At 68.6% G+C, this 16,821-nt stretch carries 15 protein-coding genes; 8 read left to right on the top strand and 7 right to left on the bottom strand.

Going from position 1 to position 16,821, the window contains the following annotated elements; genetic code table 11:
* Entirely contained in the window at positions 1-1,716 is a 1,716-nt protein-coding gene (locus tag AC1XX3_RS04070; RefSeq protein WP_483319793.1) for an IlvD/Edd family dehydratase, read from the bottom strand.
* 48 nt (positions 1,717-1,764) lie between these two features.
* On the opposite strand from AC1XX3_RS04070, the gene AC1XX3_RS04065 reads away from it, so the two are divergent.
* The 3 genes from AC1XX3_RS04065 to AC1XX3_RS04055 are packed head-to-tail and all read left to right on the top strand — an operon-like array spanning position 1,765 to position 4,491.
* Positions 1,765-2,547, top strand: a complete 783-nt coding sequence (locus AC1XX3_RS04065) for an IclR family transcriptional regulator (protein ID WP_483319792.1) — start codon at positions 1,765-1,767, stop codon at positions 2,545-2,547.
* Between the two features lie 38 nt (positions 2,548-2,585).
* Positions 2,586-3,446: a fumarylacetoacetate hydrolase family protein gene (locus AC1XX3_RS04060; protein ID WP_483319791.1), complete on the top strand. Its 861-nt coding sequence runs from the start codon at positions 2,586-2,588 to the stop codon at positions 3,444-3,446.
* A 31-nt stretch (positions 3,447-3,477) separates the two neighbouring features.
* Entirely contained in the window at positions 3,478-4,491 is a 1,014-nt protein-coding gene (locus tag AC1XX3_RS04055) for a zinc-dependent alcohol dehydrogenase (RefSeq protein WP_483319790.1), read from the top strand.
* An 18-nt stretch (positions 4,492-4,509) separates the two neighbouring features.
* Here the strand turns inward: AC1XX3_RS04055 and AC1XX3_RS04050 are convergent, their stop codons facing one another.
* Genes AC1XX3_RS04050 through AC1XX3_RS04040 form a run of 3 tightly spaced genes read right to left on the bottom strand, consistent with a single transcriptional unit; the run spans position 4,510 to position 7,663 of the window.
* The gene (locus AC1XX3_RS04050; protein ID WP_483319789.1) at positions 4,510-5,409 is read right to left on the bottom strand and encodes a carbohydrate ABC transporter permease; all 900 of its coding nucleotides are present in this window, start codon (positions 5,407-5,409) and stop codon (positions 4,510-4,512) included.
* Positions 5,406-6,380, bottom strand: coding sequence for a carbohydrate ABC transporter permease (locus AC1XX3_RS04045; protein ID WP_483319788.1), 975 nt, complete (start codon positions 6,378-6,380; stop codon positions 5,406-5,408). The genes AC1XX3_RS04050 and AC1XX3_RS04045 overlap by 4 nt, the downstream gene beginning before the upstream one ends.
* Before the next feature lie 2 nt (positions 6,381-6,382).
* Positions 6,383-7,663 carry an ABC transporter substrate-binding protein gene (locus tag AC1XX3_RS04040; protein WP_483319787.1) on the bottom strand — a complete coding sequence of 427 codons (1,281 nt, stop codon included), beginning with the start codon at positions 7,661-7,663 and terminating at the stop codon, positions 6,383-6,385.
* A 278-nt stretch (positions 7,664-7,941) separates the two neighbouring features.
* Here AC1XX3_RS04040 and AC1XX3_RS04035 point away from each other — a divergent pair, with 278 nt between their 5' ends.
* From AC1XX3_RS04035 to metX, 4 genes are all read left to right on the top strand, one after another.
* Positions 7,942-8,433 carry a hypothetical protein gene (locus tag AC1XX3_RS04035; protein ID WP_483319786.1) on the top strand — a complete coding sequence of 164 codons (492 nt, stop codon included), beginning with the start codon at positions 7,942-7,944 and terminating at the stop codon, positions 8,431-8,433.
* An 84-nt stretch (positions 8,434-8,517) separates the two neighbouring features.
* A complete protein-coding gene (locus AC1XX3_RS04030; protein ID WP_483319785.1) occupies positions 8,518-10,044 on the top strand; it encodes a flotillin family protein in 1,527 nt (508 codons plus the stop codon).
* A gap of 113 nt (positions 10,045-10,157) precedes the next feature.
* Positions 10,158-11,474 carry a bifunctional o-acetylhomoserine/o-acetylserine sulfhydrylase gene (locus AC1XX3_RS04025; RefSeq protein WP_483319784.1) on the top strand — a complete coding sequence of 439 codons (1,317 nt, stop codon included), beginning with the start codon at positions 10,158-10,160 and terminating at the stop codon, positions 11,472-11,474.
* A gap of 5 nt (positions 11,475-11,479) precedes the next feature.
* Positions 11,480-12,652 (top strand): homoserine O-acetyltransferase MetX, encoded by a 1,173-nt coding sequence (gene metX, locus AC1XX3_RS04020; RefSeq protein ID WP_483319783.1) that lies wholly within the window; start codon positions 11,480-11,482, stop codon positions 12,650-12,652.
* Between the two features lies 1 nt (position 12,653).
* Here the strand turns inward: metX and AC1XX3_RS04015 are convergent, their stop codons facing one another.
* Together AC1XX3_RS04015 and AC1XX3_RS04010 are read right to left on the bottom strand one after the other, a co-directional pair.
* Positions 12,654-13,193: an NAD(P)-binding domain-containing protein gene (locus tag AC1XX3_RS04015; protein WP_483319782.1), complete on the bottom strand. Its 540-nt coding sequence runs from the start codon at positions 13,191-13,193 to the stop codon at positions 12,654-12,656.
* 61 nt (positions 13,194-13,254) lie between these two features.
* The gene (locus AC1XX3_RS04010) at positions 13,255-14,607 is read right to left on the bottom strand and encodes a protealysin inhibitor emfourin (RefSeq protein WP_483319781.1); all 1,353 of its coding nucleotides are present in this window, start codon (positions 14,605-14,607) and stop codon (positions 13,255-13,257) included.
* A 499-nt stretch (positions 14,608-15,106) separates the two neighbouring features.
* Between AC1XX3_RS04010 and AC1XX3_RS04005 the strand changes: the two genes are divergently transcribed.
* Complete coding sequence (locus tag AC1XX3_RS04005) at positions 15,107-15,511, top strand: hypothetical protein (RefSeq protein ID WP_483319780.1); 405 nt, start codon at positions 15,107-15,109, stop codon at positions 15,509-15,511.
* Positions 15,512-15,726: 215 nt separating this feature from the next.
* On the opposite strand, the gene AC1XX3_RS04000 is transcribed toward AC1XX3_RS04005, so the two are convergent.
* Complete coding sequence (locus AC1XX3_RS04000) at positions 15,727-16,695, bottom strand: helix-turn-helix domain-containing protein (RefSeq protein WP_483319779.1); 969 nt, start codon at positions 16,693-16,695, stop codon at positions 15,727-15,729.
* Between the last annotated feature and the right edge of the window lie 126 nt (positions 16,696-16,821).

Below are 16,821 nucleotides of genomic sequence, written 5' to 3'. Positions count from 1 at the left end.
TCAGTGCGACTCGCGGGAGACCGCATCGCCGCTCGAGCCGACCAGGAAGTCCAGGTCGGCCCCGGTGTCGGCCTGCATCACGTGGTCGACATAGAGCCGCTCCCACCCGCGTGCCGGGGCGGCGAAGCCGGCGAGGGTGGCGGCGTTGGGCGTTCGCGCGGCCAGTTCCTCGGCGGGTACGTCCAGCTCAAGGCGCCGGCCGGCGATGTCGAGGACGATGTAGTCGCCGTTCTCCACCAGCCCCAGCGGGCCGCCGGCAGCCGCCTCCGGGGTGACATGCAGCACCACCGTGCCGTACGCGGTGCCGCTCATCCTCCCGTCGCAGATCCGCACCATGTCGCGGACGCCCTGCTCCAGCAGCTTCTGCGGCAACGGCATGTTCGACACCTCGGGCATCCCGGGATAGCCCTTGGGTCCGCAGCCCTTGAGCACCAGGACCGAGTCGGCGTCGACGTCGAGGTCCGGGTCGTCGATCCGCGCGTGCATGTCCTCGACCGAGTCGAAGACCACTGCGCGACCGCGGTGCTCCAGCAGCCGCGGCGAGGCGGCCGACGGCTTCACGATGGCCCCGCGCGGCGCCAGGTTGCCGTACAGGACGGCGATGCCGGCTTCGTTCTGCAGCGGCGTGCGGCGCAGCCGGATGACCTCCGGGTCCCAGATCGGGGCGTCCGCCAGATAGTCGACCAACGGCGAGCCGGTGACGGTCAGGGCCGAGGGGTCCAGCAGGTCACGCACCTCGCGCAGCACGGCGAGCAGCCCGCCGGCGCGGTGGAAGTCCTCCATCAGGAACCGGCCGGCCGGCTGCAGGTCGACCAGCAGCGGCACCCGCGACCCGATCCGGTCGAAGTCGTCCAAGGTCAGCGGTATGCCCAGTCGGCCGGCGATGGCCAGCAGGTGCACGACGGCGTTGGTCGAGCCGCCGATGGCGGCGAGGGCCACGATCGCGTTGTGGAACGAGCCGAGGGTCAACACCGACGACGGGCGGCGTTCGGCGGCGACGAGCTCCACCGCGAGTCGGCCCGCGTCGTGGGACGCGGCCAGCAGTCGTGAGTCCGGCGCCGGCGTCCCGGCCAGGCCGGGCATGATCATCCCGAGTGCCTCACTCACCAGCGCCATGGTGGACGCGGTTCCCATCGTGTTGCAGTGACCCCGGCTGCGGATCATCGACGACTCCGACCGGGTGAAGGCCTCCTCGGACAGCGTTCCGGCCCGCACCTCCTCGCTCAGCCGCCAGACGTCGGTCCCGCAGCCGAGCGCCTGACCGCGGAACGTGCCGGTCAGCATCGGCCCGCCGGGCACCACCAGGGCCGGCAGGTCCACCGAGGCGGCGGCCATCAGCAGCGACGGGATCGTCTTGTCGCAGCCACCCAGCAGCACCACCCCGTCGATCGGGTTGGCCCGCAGCAACTCCTCGGTGGCCATCGCCGCCATGTTGCGCCACAGCATCGCTGTGGGGCGGACCAGGGTCTCGCCGAGCGACACCACCGGCAGGTTCAGCGGGATGCCGCCGGCGGCGTACACCCCCTGCTTGACGCTCTCGGCCAGCTCGTCGAGGTGGGAGTTGCACGGGGTGAGGTCGGAGGCGGTGTTGGCGATGGCGATATGCGGGCGCCCGTCGAACGCAGAGCTCGGCAACCCGCGGCGCATCCAGGCCCGGTGGATGTAGGCATTGCGGTCAGTGCCGGCGTACCACTGGGAGCTGCGCTGCTCGGGCATGGACCCTCTTTCCAATTCTCGGAACGACGCTCTACGATTTGGAACGCCATGCATGCTACGACAGAGCCCCAGATCGCGGAACCCGGCCCGGGATCGCGACTGGTGGGTTCTGACCGGGTGCTGGCGGTGCTGACGGCGCTGGCCGATCACCCGGACGGCGTCGGGCTGGACCAGCTGAGCCGGGAGGTGGACAGTCCGAAGCCGACCGTCCACCGCGCCCTGGTCTCGCTGCGCCGCGCCGGCTTCGCCCGTCAAGGCAGCCGGGGGCAGTACGTGCTCGGCGACGAGCTGATCCGGATCGCCTTCGCCCATCATGAGGCCCGGCCGGAGCACCAACGGGTACTCCCGCTGCTGCAAGAGCTGACAGCCAGGTTCGGCGAGACGACCCACTACGCGGTCCTCGACGGCGACACGGTCGTCTACCGCTCCAAGGTGGACCCACCCGCCGGGGCGATCAAGCTCGCCTCCACTGTGGGTGGCCGGCAACCGGCGCACTCGACGGCGGTGGGCAAGATGCTGCTCGCCTTCGCCCTGCCGGACCGGGCGGCGGTCAGGGACTGGGTCGCCGGGCAGCGGCTGACCCGGTTCACCGAACGGACGCTCACCTCGGTGGCCGCCCTGCACGCCGAGCTGGTCCGCATCCGCGCCCAGGGCTACAGCCTCGACGAGCAGGAGAACGAGCCGGGGATCAACTGCCTGGCCGTACCGGTGTTCTGGGCGTCGCCCGCCCGACCCAGCGGAGCGGTCAGCATCAGCGCCCTGGCCTACCGCACCCCGGTGTCGGAGCTGGTCGCCGAGCTGCCCGTGATCCGTGCCATCCTCGCGACCTGACCCAGCTTTGCCCCAACCAACCCATAGATGGAGTGTTCATGCAGCTCATGCGTATCGGCGATCTCGGTGCCGAGAAGCCGGTCGTCCGTGTCCACGAGGACGGCTACGTCGACGTGTCTGACGTCGTTCCCGACTTCGACGAGCAGTTCTTCGGCTCCGGCGGGATCGAGCGGCTGCGCCCGGTCGTCGAGGAGCGGTCGGCGGCCGGCCAGGTCACCGCGTTCGCCGGTGAGCGGATCGGCGCCCCGATCGCCCGCCCCCACCAGATCTTGTGCATCGGGCTGAACTACAGCGACCACGCCGCCGAGACCGGCCAGGCGGTGCCGGCCGAGCCGATCCTGTTCACCAAGTCCCCGAACACGTTGGTCGGGCCGAACGACGACGTCCGGATTCCCCGCGGCTCGACCAAGACCGACTGGGAGGTCGAGCTGGGGATCGTCATCGGTCGCCGGACCAGCTATCTGGACAGCGTCGAGGACGCCCGCGACGCCATCGCCGGCTTCGTGCTGGTCAACGACGTCAGCGAGCGCGCCTTCCAGACCGAGCGCGGCGGGCAGTGGTCGAAGGGGAAGTCGGCGGAGACGTTCAACCCGTGCGGTCCCTGGGTCAGTACGCCGGACGAGATCGCCGACGTGTCCGAGCTGGGCATGTGGCTGGATGTGAACGACGTCCGCCGGCAGACCGGCTCGACCGCGACGATGATCTTCGACCCGTACTTCATCGTGCACTACCTGAGCCAGTTCCTGGTGCTGGAACCGGGCGATCTGATCAACACCGGCACCCCGCCCGGCGTCGGTATGGGCTTCCGGCCGCCGATCTATCTCCAGGCCGGCGATGTGATGAAGCTCGGCATCGACGGGCTGGGCGTCCAGCAGCAGACGGTGCTCGCGCCTCGATGACCTTTCCGGGCAGGCAGTCGGCGGTGTGGGTGTGAGGGCCTTCGTCCTCACCGGCCCGCGCACCTGCGAGGTGCGCGAGGTCGAGCCGCCGACCGCCGGCCCGGGTCAGGTGGTGGTTGACGTGGAGCGGGCCGGGGTCTGTGGCACCGACGTGGAGCTCTACAGCGGCGAGATGGCCTATCTGCACGAGGGTCACGCGGCCTACCCGCTGCGGCCCGGGCATGAGTGGAGTGGGACGGTGGCCGCCGTTGGTGCCGGTGTGCCGGTCCACTGGCTCAAGACCCGGGTCACCGGCGACACCATGCTCGGCTGTGGGTCCTGCGCCCGTTGCCGCAGCGGCCGCCAGCACGTCTGTGCCGACCGGTTCGAGGTCGGCATCCGCCACGGCTGGCACGGTGCCCTGGCCGAACAGCTGCTGGTACCCGTCACCGCCCTGCGGGCACTGCCCGACACCGTCGATCCGGTGGCGGGAGCGTTGGTCGAGCCGGGCGGCAACGCGGTGCGCGCCGTGCAGGCGGCCGAGGTCGGCCCGGGCGAGCGGCTGCTCGTTCTCGGGTCGGGCACCATCGGTCTCCTGGTCGCCCTGTTCGGCCGAGCCGCCGGGGCCGAGGTGCACCTGTTGGGCGTCTCCGCGGACTCGTTGCGCTTCGCGCGGTCGCTCGGGTTCCGGCGCAGCTGGACCCGAGCCGAGCTGCCCCGGCTCGGTTTCGACGCAGTGGTCGACGCGTCCAACGCCGCGGAGCTGCCGGGGCTGGCGGTCGAGCTGGTCGAACCGGGCAAACGGGTGGTGTTCGTCGGACTGGCCGGGAGCCCCAGCCTGCTCGACGCCCGTTCGCTGACCCTCGCCGACGTCACCGCGGTCGGCATCCTGAGCGCCTCACCGGGCCTGGACGCCGCCGTCGCGGCGTACGCCACCGGCGCGGTCGACCCGCGACCGCTGGTGGCGGCCACCATCGGGCTTACCGAGCTGGCGCCCGTGCTGGCGGGGGAGCGTACGCCCGAGCCCGGCTCGGGCCCCAAATTCCAGGTGGATCCCCGGCGCTGACGAGCCCGGGCGCTGCGCTCAGCCCTTGACCGCGCCGGCCGCGATGTTGGCGATGAAGTGCCGTGACCCGATCAGGAAGATGCCGATCAGCGGGAGGACGCTGATGAACGCGCCCGCCATCACCATGCCGTAATCGGTGGCGTAGACCGTGCTGAGCTGTGCCAGGGCCACCTGCAACGGCTGCTTCTGCGGGTCGATCATCACAATCAGCGGCCAGACGTAGTCGTTCCAGGCGGTGATGAAGGTGAAGATGCCCAGGAACGCCAGACCGCCGCGCAGCATCGGGATGGCCACGTTGGTGTAGGTCCGCCAGAACCCCGCTCCGTCGATGACCGCCGACTCGACCAGCGAGTCCGGAATGGAGCTCTGGGCGAACTGTCGCAGCAAGAAGATGCCGAAGGCGTTGGCGGCACCCGGGATGATCAGTGCCTTGAGACTGCCGATCCAGCCGAACTCCGACATCAGCACGAAGCTCGGCACCAGCGACAGCTGGCCGGGAATGATGAAGGTGGCCAGCACGATGATGAACAGCACGTTCTTGCCCGGAAAGTCATATTTGGCGAAGGTGAAGGCGGCCAACGAGTCGAAGAACATCACCAGGACCGCGCTGCTGGCTGCGACGACGAACGTGATCCCGACGGAGCGCAACAGGTCAACACTGGTGAACAGGTTGGTCATGTTGGCGCCGAAGTTGTCGCCGAACCACAGCTTGGGCGGATAGCCGAAGATGTCGGCGGTGGTGTTGGTCGACATCACCGCCAGCCAGTAGAACGGGAACACCGACAACAGCACCCCGACGATCAGCGCCGCATGGGTGAGAGCGGCCTCCGCGCGAGTACGTCGCCTGGCCACTCGGGTGTCGCGCGTCGGGTCGTCGAGCTGGACTCCGGCGCCCTTGAACTGGGTCACGGCACTCATGCCTGGTCCACCTTCCATGCGGCGCGGCGAGGTTCACGTTCTTTGGTCAGCCACCAGTTGAGGGCGGCGACCACCCCGGCGATGACGAAGAGACCCCAGCCGATGGCGGAGCCGTAGCCGTAGTCGAGGCTGTCGAAGGCCTGCTCGTACTGGTAGAGCACGATGGTCAGTCCGGACTGGCCCGGTCCGCCGTTGTTGCCGAGCAGGACCTGTGGTTCGGTGAACAGCCCGAGCCCGCCGATGGTGGAAGTGATGACGGTGAACACGATCACCGGTCGCAGATTGGGGATCGTGACCCGGGTGAAGATCTGCCAGGTGTTGGCCCCGTCGATCCGGGCCGCCTCGTAGATGTCGGTGGAGATGGCCTGCAGGCCGGCGAGATAGATGATCGCGTTGTAGCCGGTCCAGCGCCAGATGACGATGGCGGCGATGGTGACCTTGATGCCCCATTCCGACGACAACCAGGCCACCGGGGTGGCCTGCAGCGAGGTCAGCGCGGAGTTGACCAGGCCGAACGAGTCGGAGAACACCGAACCGAAGACCAGCGCCATCGCCACCATGGAGGTGACATTGGGGATGAAGAACGCCGCCCGGTAGGCGCTCTTGAACCGCAGCCGCTGGTGGAGCAGAAAGGCCAGCAGCAGAGCGATGAAGAGCATCGGCACGGTGGAGATCACGAAGATGACGAAGGTGTTGTAGACCGACTGCCAGAAGATGGGGTCGGTCACCAGGTATTGATATTGCGCCAGACCGACGAAGGTCATGTCGCCGATGCCGTCCCAGTCCTGGAACGACAGATAGATCGAGAAGCCGATCGGGAACAGCCCGAAGACGGCGAACAGGATGTAGAACGGCGAGATGGCCGCGTACTGCGGCAGGTGGTCGCGGATCCGGTGACCGCGGCGGGTGGGCTCCCCGCGCGGTGGTGGCGAACTGGTCGGGGTGAGCGTGGACGCGGCGGTAGTGACCATGGTCAGAGCCCTTTCTTGTCGAGCTGCCGGTTCACGATGACCATGGCGTCGGACCACGCCTGGTCGGGATCCTTGCCATTCGCGTCCACGTTGGTCAGCTCGATCGTCAGCGGGCTGGAGACGAGGCTCTCGTACGGGCTGACGAAGGAGATGGGGACCGCTTTGGCGGACTCGCCGAAGAACGTGAAGATGTCCTGCCCGGCGAAGAACTCGTCCTCGGTCGGCAGATCGGGGTCGTTCAGCGCCGCGACCGCCGACGGGTAGAGCTCCAGCTCCTCGTACGCGTCACCTTGGTGCTCGGGACTGGTCAACCAGGTGACGAAGTCGTAAGCCGCTTGCGGGTCCTTGCAGGTGGTTGGAATCGCGAGGAACGAACCGCCGCTGTTGCCGGGGACATTGGGCTGGCTGGCCACCTGCCAACGACCCTTGGTGTCGGGGGCCAGGTCCTTGAGAATGGCGGCCCACCACACCGCCTCGACCCTGGCGGCGATCTTCCCGCCGGAGTACGCGGAGTTCTGCTCGGTGTCGGTGTCAGTCCCGAGCTGGGCCGTCACCCCGGCCTGTGCGGCAGCGACGGCGACATCCCAGGCCTTGCGCACAGTGCTGTCCGACTCGGTGAACAGCGCGGTGGCATCGGGAGCGAAGTATCGTTCGGTGCTCGAGTTGATCACCGCGTTGAACACCGCCGTCGCGTTGGCCGCGATGGCGATGTCCCCGTCAGCGCGCAGCTTCTTGCCGACCTCGACGTAGCCCTCCCAGGTGCGGACCTCCTCGGTGACGTCCTCAACCGACGTCGGCAGACCGACCTTCTCGAACAGGTCCTGGCGGTAGTACAAGCCGGTCGGCCCGGTGTCCATCGGCCAGAAGCACATCCGGCCGCTCGGGGTGGTGCCGAGGTCCCACTTCCAGGGGAGGTAGTCGGCCTTCTTCTCCGCAGCTCCGAACTCGTTGAGGTCAAGAAACTTGTCCTCATTCGGGAAATAGATCGACACGTTGGAGTTCAGTGCGGTGATATCAGGGATATAGGCGTCCCCAGCCAGGCTCGTCCTCAGCTTGGTGTCGAACCCACCGCCGATGACGTCGGTCCGTAGCCGTCGGTCCGATCCGGGGATCTGTCCGCGGGCCACGTCCAGCAGCTTCTCGCTGATGGAGCGGGTCCAATACCAGAGCACCAGTTCGTTGGGGTCCTGCGAGATGGACGGGCTTCGACTGCAGCCCGTCACACCCGCGGTGGCCAGTGCCGCGGCACCGGCGAGAAGCGTGCGGCGGGAAATACCGCTCATGACGGACCATCTCCTTTGAGGCGTCAGCGATGACGACACTGTACGACCGCACCCACGTCGAGGGAAGGACATCGCAGCCAAGATCACCAAGACGTGATGCGGCGCCAAGGAAATTCACAGGTTCTTGACCGGTCCGTGTTGTTGATCATGGCTGGTCTGCGGCACGGGCGATCGTCGGCCGTTGGCCGAGAATGGCCGAAGTTGGCCGGTTCGACGCGTAAGATGCAGGCCTGCCCGCCGCGCCACCCCGGCCGCGTGCCCGACGGAGGAGACCTCAGATGACCGCCTTCTTGATCATCGGCGCGGTCGGGATCGCTCTCCTCGTCCTCTCCCTGGTGCTGGGCGACGTGCTCGACGGGGCATTCGAGGGCTTCGGCGGCGACCTCTTCTCCGGCGCGGCGCTGGCCGGATTCCTGGGTGCCTTCGGCTTCGTCGGTGCGCTGGTCGTCGACAGCACCGACAGCACCGGGATCGCCATCGGGTCCGGCATCGTCGCGGGGATCGCCGTCGGTGCCGGCGTGGGCTGGTTGTCACTGAAGCTGCGTAACGGTGGGGACGAGGCCACGGTGTCGACGGCCGCGCTGACCGGGCGTACCGGCACGGTGATCAGTGACATTCCGGCCGCGGGCTACGGCGAGGTCAGCGTCGTCGAGGCCGGGCACATCACCAAGCTGAACGCCCGCGCCGCCGTCCCGCTGCCCGCCGGCACCCCGATCACCGTCATCGCCATCCTGTCGGCGACCTCGGTCATGGTGGAGCCCCGGAGCTAGCCGTTCGCACGTCCCGGCGGCCACCGACGGCCGCCCCCTGCCTGTCAGTCACCGCTCGACGCCCGTTATCCGAAGGAGAAGTACATGGAGCTGTTCACACCCACCTTGTTGGCGGTGGTGGGCCTGATCGTCGTGGTCGTGCTGCTGCTGGCCCTGATCACGACCCGCTACAAGGTGGCAGGGCCGAACGAGGCCTTCATCGTCACTGGGCGCAAGGGCAAGCCGGTCAAGAACGTGGAGACCGGTGTCGTCTCCAAGGAGCTCTCCGGCCAGAAGGTCGTCATGGGCGGTGGCGTGTTCGTGGTCCCGTTCGTCCAGAAGCGGCACACCATGGACCTGTCCAGCCGGCGGATCATGGTGCAGATCCGCGGCGCGGTCTCCGGTCAGGGCGTCAAGCTCAACCTGGACGGCGTGGCCATCGTCAAGGTGGGTGGCAACGAGGACTCCATCCGTGCCGCCGCTCAGCGTTTCCTCAGCCAGCAGGACGAGATCGAGACCTTCACCCAGGAGACCCTGGCCGGGTCGCTGCGGTCGATCGTCGGCTCGCTGTCGGTGGAGCAGATCATCCGGGACCGGGCCGCGTTCGCGCAGCGGGTCGCCGACGAGTCCGAAACCTCCCTGACCGGTCAGGGCCTGGTGCTCGACACCTTCCAGATCCAAGACATCACCGACGACGGCTCGTACCTGTCCGACCTCGGCCGGCCCGAGTCGGCCAAGGTCGGCCAAGTCGCCGCGGTGGCCGAGGCCGCTGCCCGGCAGGCGGCCGAGCAGGCTCGGATCGTGGCCGAGCAGGAGATCGCCGTATCGCAGCGCCAGCTGGCGCTGAAGGAGGCCGAGATCAAGGCTGAGACCGACGCGGCCCAGGCCCAGGCGGCGGCCGCCGGACCGCTGGCCCAGGCCGATCGCGACCAGGCCATCCTGGCCGAACAGGAGAAGGTGGCCGTCCGTCAGGCCGCGCTGAAGGAGCGCCAGCTCGACAGTGAGGTGCGCAAGCCCGCCGACGCGGAGCGCTACCGGGTGGAGACCGAGGCCGAAGGTCGGCGCAACGCCGAGATCTTCGAGGCAGATGCTCGCAAGGCCGCGGCCATCGCCGCCGCCCAGGCCGACGCCGAGAAGGCACGCCTGACCGGTGAGGGCGACAAGTCACGGCGTTCGGCACAGGCCGAGGCGGAGGCGATCGAGGGCGCCAAGCGCGGTGAGGCCGAGAAGGCTCGCCGTACGGCCGAGGCCGACGCGACCCGCGCCGAGGGCGAGGCGCAGGCAGCCGCGATCCTGGCCACCGGCAACGCCGAGGCCGAAGCGATGAACAAGCGGGCCGAGGCGTTCGCCCGATACAACGACGCCGCTGTGCTGCAGATGCTCATCGAGGTGCTGCCGCAGGTGGCCAAGGAGGTGGCGGCGCCGATGGCCAACATCGACAAGCTCACCGTGGTCTCCACCGACGGCGCGGGGCAGCTGCCGAAGCAGGTGACGAGCAGCATCGTCCAGACCATGGAGCTGTTGAAGAACACCACCGGCGTCGATCTGGAGTCGATCGTGCACAAGTACACCGGGTCCGCGACCGGAACCGGTGATCCCGTGCTCCAGGGTGATCCCGTCAACCACAGCTGAGCAGCACCACCTGCGAGGGCGTACCGGCTTCGGTCGGTGCGCCCTCGCTGTCTGTGATGATCCGGAACGTGAGACGCCTCCCCGGCGACAGGCGGCAGAGATAGCGTCGGGCCATGAGCAATGACTGGTCATTCGAGACGCGGCAGATCCACGCCGGTCAGCAGCCCGACTCCGCCACCGGGGCCCGCGCGCTGCCCATCTATCAGACGACGGCCTATGCCTTCCGCAACACCGACCACGCCGCCGACCTCTTCGCCTTGAAGGAGTTCGGCAACATCTACACCCGGATCATGAACCCGACCCAGGACGTGGTCGAGCAGCGGATCAACTCCTTGGAGGGTGGCGTCGGCGCACTGCTGGTGGCCTCCGGCCAGGCCGCGGAGATGCTGGCTCTGCTGAACCTCGCCGAGGCCGGATCGCACATCGTGGCCAGCCCGAGCCTCTACGGTGGCACCTACAACCTGCTGCACTACACCTTCGCCAAGCTCGGCATCGAGGTGACCTTCGTCGAGGATCCCGACGACCTGGCGTCCTGGCGCTCCGCCGTCCGGCCGAACACCAAGGCGTTCTACGGCGAGACGATCCCCAACCCCAAGCAGGACATCCTCGACATCGAGGCCGTCGCCGCGGTGGCGCACGAGGTCGGGGTGCCGCTCGTCGTCGACAACACCGTCGCCACCCCGTACCTGGTCCGCCCGCTGGAGTGGGGCGCCGACATCGTGGTGCATTCGACCACGAAATACATGGGCGGCCACGGCACCAGCATGGGTGGCGTCATCGTCGACAGTGGCCGGTTCGACTATGCAGCCGACCCCGAGCGGTTCCCGCAGTTCAACACCCCCGACCCCAGCTATCACGGCTTGGTGTACGCCCGCGACCTCGGCGTCGGAAGCCCGCTGGGTGCGAACCTCGCGTTCGTCCTCAAGGCGCGGGTCCAGCTGCTGCGCGACCTCGGCCCGGCCATCTCGCCCTTCAACGCCTTCCTGCTGTCGCAGGGCATCGAGACGCTGAGCCTGCGGATGGAACGCCACGTCAGCAACACGACCCGGGTGGCGCAGTGGCTCGAGGGTCGCGACGAGGTGGAGAGCGTCGCGTACGCCGGACTGCCCAGCAGCCCGTGGTACGACCGCGCCCAGAAGTACGCCCCACTCGGCGCCGGCGCCGTACTCGCCTTCGAGATCAAGGGTGGCGTCGAGGCCGGGAAGCGCTTCGTCAACTCACTCGAGCTGCACAGTCACGTGGCCAACATCGGTGACGTACGGTCGCTGGTCGTCCACCCCGCCTCCACCACCCACTCCCAGCTGTCGCCGGAGGAGCAGCTCGCCTCCGGGGTGACGCCAGGCCTGGTCCGGTTGGCTGTCGGCATCGAGCACATCGACGACATCCTCGCCGACCTGGAAGCCGGCTTCCGCGCCGCCAAGGTGGACTAGTCGTCGTGGGTACCGGTGGCGACGACCCGCTCGTCGCGACCAACGTCATATCCCCGCCGCCGGCCGCCCGAGCCTGGCGGGACTCCGACCCGGTGGGTCGGCGCCGGTTCGTCGACGTCGGGACGCTTCAGCTCGAGTCGGGCGCGACGTTGCCGGATGTCCGGATCGCGTACGAGACCTGGGGCGAGCTGTCCCCGGCCGGCGACAACGCCGTGCTGGTGCTGCATGCCCTGACCGGCGACAGCCATGTCGCCGGTCCGGCCGGTCCCGGTCACCCGACCGCCGGCTGGTGGGACGGACTGGTCGGACCGGGGCGGGCGCTTGATCCCGCTCGGTGGTTCATCGTCGCCCCGAACATCCTCGGCGGCTGCCAGGGGACGACCGGCCCGGCCTCGACCGCTCCCGATGGCCGGCCGTGGGGCAGCCGGTTCCCGCTGCTGACCACGCGCGACCAGGTCCAGGCGGAGCGAGCGTGGGCTGACGCACTGGGCCTCGACCGCTGGGCGGCGGTGGTCGGTGGGTCGGCCGGGGGCATGCGAGCCCTGGAGTGGGCGGTGACCACGCCCGAGCGGGTGCGTCGACTGCTGTTGCTGGCCACCACGCCGTACACCACCGGGGACCAGCTCGCCTGGTGCACCAGTCAGATCGAGGCCATCCGGGCCGACCCGCTCTATCGCGACGGGGACTACTACGACGCGGCCGAAGGGCCGTGGCGCGGTCTGGCGTTGGCCCGGCGTATCGCTCACACGACGTATCGCTCCCGCCTGGAGCTGGACGAACGGTTCGGCCGGGCGGCCCAGGGGGCGGAGGATCCGATGCGTGGCGGCCGCTATGCCGTGGAGAGCTATCTGCAGCACCACGGCGACAAGCTGGTGGGCCGCTTCGACGCCAATTCCTACGTCGTGCTCACGTCGGCGATGAACAGCCACGACGTCGGTCGGGGCCGAAACGGTGTGCCGGCCGCGTTGCGCCGCGTCACCGCGCGTACGGCTGTTGCGGCTGTGAACTCCGACCGGCTCTATCCTCCCGACCTCAGCGAGCTGATGGCCGCTGAGATCCCCGGGGCGCTGCCGCTCGAGCTGATCGCCTCCGACTACGGCCACGACGGGTTCCTGATCGAGATGGCGTCGGTGGCCAAGGTGCTGACCGGCCTGCTCGCCGAGCCAGACCCGCGCTGACTCAGCGCGCGCCGTGTCCGATCGGGCCGGCGTGGACCACGGAGCCGAAGAGCTGCAGCACCGGGGTGACCCGCGCGACGTCGGCGGCGTGCCCGCCCACGTTGATCAAACTGGACTCCGTCGGGCTGGTCGGACTCGACAGGGGAGCATCCACCAGCCGGAGCATGCCGGCCGTCTGGTGGTTCAGCGTGCGGGCCAGTTCCTCGATCCGCTCCAACGGGACCTGCATGGTGAGCAGCATGGTGGTGCGACTGTGCACACCGGCGAGGAACCCCGACGGCCCACGCAGCAGCCGGATCACGTCGTCGAGGCTCGCGCCGGTAGCCAGCACCACCTCGCTCCGCGCGGCGAGGTCGGCGGCGCTGACCGCACACTGCGCACCGCGGTCCGCGAGCGCCCTCATCGCGTTCGTCGCGCGCCCGAAGACCGTCACCTTGGTCGGCGCCGGTAGTCCGGTCAGGATGCGATGGGCCAGGGGCAGTCCCACCGGACCGAGCCCGAGAACCCCGATCGACCGTGGGAACTCTCGTTCAGGGGGCATTCGGTCATGCTAGAGCACGACATCGCAGACCCGGCGCGCGACGACCAGCGACCTCGGCGCGTCAGTTCCCGAGCACGATCTGCACCACGCGCTGCAGTTCCGGGGTGAGGTCCTGCTCGGGGACGATGAGCTGCTGCTCCCCGTACTCGACGGTGTAGACGAACCGGTCCGGCGCCGGAGCTGTGCCGGCGCTGAGCAGCGCCGGATCCACGGTGGAGAGCAGCGTCCTGACTTCGTCGCCGAACGGAGCTGCGCTCAGATCGAGCTCAGCAGAGCGCACCATTCCGGCGAAGCCGCCCGTGCGGCGTACGGCGACATGGTCCACGGCGACATGCTGCACCGGAATCGGGGCCGGCTCCGACTCCGCCGCGACCGGCACACCGACCTCGGCCCAGGCGTCGCGGACCTGCCCGACCACCGCAGCGTCAGGCCCGAAAAGCACGACTGCCGCGTTCACCGTCGCGGCAGCGAACCCGGCGAAGTCGGTGTCGGGGGTGATCTCGCCTCCGGTGAGCGCCGAATACCAGATGCGACCGGTCTGCTCCCACGCGTGCCCACCGACCGACAGGCTGGCCAGGGCGAAAGCGCGGTTGGGGATGCCGGAGTTGAGGTGCACCCCACCGTTGTCGTCGGTGGTCTCCACATAGTCGGCCATGGAGCCGACCTGCGGGTCGCGGCCCAGCTGCGGATCGTCGTAGGCGGTGCCGGGTCGGATCATCGAGCGCAGCGCGGTGGCCTGGATCGACGGCATGAACAGGCCCTCTCCGATCAGCCAGTCCGCCTGGTCGGCCGTCTCGCCCGCCACCCACTGCTTGGTCAGCGCAGCGAAGACGTCCGACACGCTCTCGTTCAGGGCACCGGACTGGCCCTGGTAGGCAAGCCCGGCGGTGAACTGGGTGACGCCGTGGGTGAACTCATGGGCCAGCACGTCCATCGGCTTGGTGAACCGGTCGAAGATCTTCTGGTCACCGTCGCCGAACACGAGCTGGGAGCCATCCCAGAAGGCGTTGTCGTAGTTCGTGCCGAAGTGCACGGTGACGGTCACGGTGCTGTTGGCGTCGTCGACTGACTGCCGGTCGAACACCTGGTCAAACAGAGACCACACCTGTCCCGACGACTCGAACGCCTCGTCCACCGCAGGGTCACCGGAGGCGGGGTCGCCCACCCGTCGCACCACCACACCCGGCAGTTCCTCAGTGTTGCCCGCAGATCTGATGACCCGGTCACCCTCGGCGTCGCCACCAGGCCCCGATCGTTCCGGCTCGGCCAGGCTTCGGCCAGCGGCGCCGGCACGCCGAGCACGCAGCCGGTCATCAGCCTGCAAGGTGGCGGACCCGTGCTCGCGCGCGTCGTCGTCCTGGCCCGCGTCGACCACGTGACGCAGCAAATACGGGGGGATGAAGCAACAGGACATGGCGACCTCCTGGCTCGCGTGCGCCGCGCGCACTTCTGGTGGCGGTGGTCCGCGTCGATGCGGATCCGTCGTGCTGAGCGTGGCGGACGGGTCTGACACTTCGACCGTACTCGCGGCTGGAGGGGGACCCGAGCAGCAGTTCCGGCGCTTGACCGGGGCCACGTTCACCGGCAAAGTGGCCCGCAGAGCCGTGGCGACCAGGTCGTCCCGCTCAACCGGGTACAACGTTCGACCGATCGTGCGGCTGTGTGGGAGACCAGTTCGCTACGACGCCAAGACGTCGCACGTGTCCACGAGACCGTGTGCCCGGTCGCGATGAGCGCGGGTGTAGAGAGCACCTAGCGCCATGTTGTCGTGTCCACTTGAGGACATGTCGCCTAGTGGACGTAATTTGCTATTCCTTTCGTATGCGGACGCCAATACCGTGCATATGAAACGTCAGGGGTGTGGTGAGGGAACCGGCAATCGCCGGAAAGCCACATCAAACGGAAGGAAATCCATGTTTCTCGCACAAAACGCACGTCGCGCGGCCGGTCTCGCTGGAGCAGCGGCCGCCGCCGGCGTCCTGTCGGCCAGCCTGCTGGCTGCCACTCCCGTCGCTACCGGAGCGGTCAACGGCGTCAAGACGACCGCCGCTTCCTCCGTCAACGGCGTGAAGGTGAATGGCGTGAAGGTCAACGGCGTCAAGGCCGTGAACGGCGTGAAGGTGAATGGCGTGAAGGTCAACGGCGTGAAGGCCGTGAATGGCGTCAAGGTCAATGGCGTGAAGGCCGTGAATGGCGTCAAGGTGAACGGCGTGAAGGTCAACGGTGTGAAGGTCAACGGCGTCAAGGCCGTGAACGGCGTCAAGGTCAACGGTGTGAAGGTCAACGGCGTGAAGCTCGCCGCCGTCAACGGCGTCTGAGGACCACCGCTCCTGGTCAGGCAGGTGCGCGTATGAGCCCAGGACTTCCGCGAGGAAGCCGGGTCACCTGACGGACCCGGACGATGGTCGGCGTAGTGAGCGCCGGTCCATCAGCACGAAACCCGAGCGAGTGGTCATCACGGCCCCGCGCGGGTTGATCCCCCTGGGCGTCGCCCGCGGTTCCTCCCAGGATCGCGGGCGCCGCTCGGCGTGGCCTAGATATGGCGGATCGCGTCCGCACGAACGAGCGCCGCGCCCAGCTGCAGCCTAGTCGTGACGCCGAGCTCGTCCATCAGGTCGGAGATCCAGCGGCGCACCGAGCGGACGTTCACCCCGAGCTGGGTGGCGATGGCACTGTCGGTGGATCCGGTCATCAACAGCGAGATCAGCATCAGCCGTCGCGGATCGCTGTCCTGGTAACCCGAGGTCTTGATCGGGACTGCGGTGTCCCACACCGCCTCGAACAACCATTGCAGCGCCTCGACCAGCAACGGGTGCCGGGTGATCGATGCCCGCAGCTCGTGACCGGGCTGGTAGGAGCGCATCGACGGGATGAGGGCGACCTGCGAGTCGACCAGCACCAGCTTCATCGGCACCGGCGCCGTCCGTGACTGCTCGCCCTTGGCTGCGAACAGCGACAGCTCGCTCAGCCGGTCGGAGTCGAAGCCGGGGTGGTAGATCCCGCGCAGCGCAACCCCACGGTCAAGGGCCTGCCACTCGGGCGCCGCCTCCTCCAGATGCTGCACCGTCGCGTTCGGTCGTCCTTGGACGTACGGCGGCTTGTCGAAGGCGCAGATCTCCCGTTTGGCGGAATTGCACATCTCTCGTCGGGCGGCCAGGATCGCGTCCCGGCCAACCAGGATCTTGATCGTGTCCGCCTGCGACTCCGACGCCTGGAGCAGGTGACTGTGCAGCGACTCCGCGGCGATCGACGCCGTCTCGATCTCGGAGAGTCGCTGAGCACGCAGGGCGTTCACCACCCCGAGCAGGGGGAGGGACTGCCACAGCCCTTGCACGACCTCGGCCGCGAGTCCCAGGTCGCGAAGCTCTTCCAGGCTCGTCTCGGTGGTCGCGACGCTGCTCGACGTCAGGTCGGCCAGCTCGGCCACCGTGGCGGACTCCATCGGCCCGAGCACGACGTACACGGATTCGGCGTGCGCAGTGATGCCGAGCGGCTGGAGCATGCGACCCCCCTCAACCAGGTGCTGAGACTGCGAGACTATCGACGGACGGGCCGCCGCGGGCAAACGGATACGCTGACTTCGGGACTGACCCACCGCGGTGCTGCAGTCCGGTGTCGAACACGGAGG

This window comes from Microlunatus sp. M237, from assembly GCF_056896895.1.
This window is presented reverse-complemented; position numbering and strand designations above follow the sequence as displayed.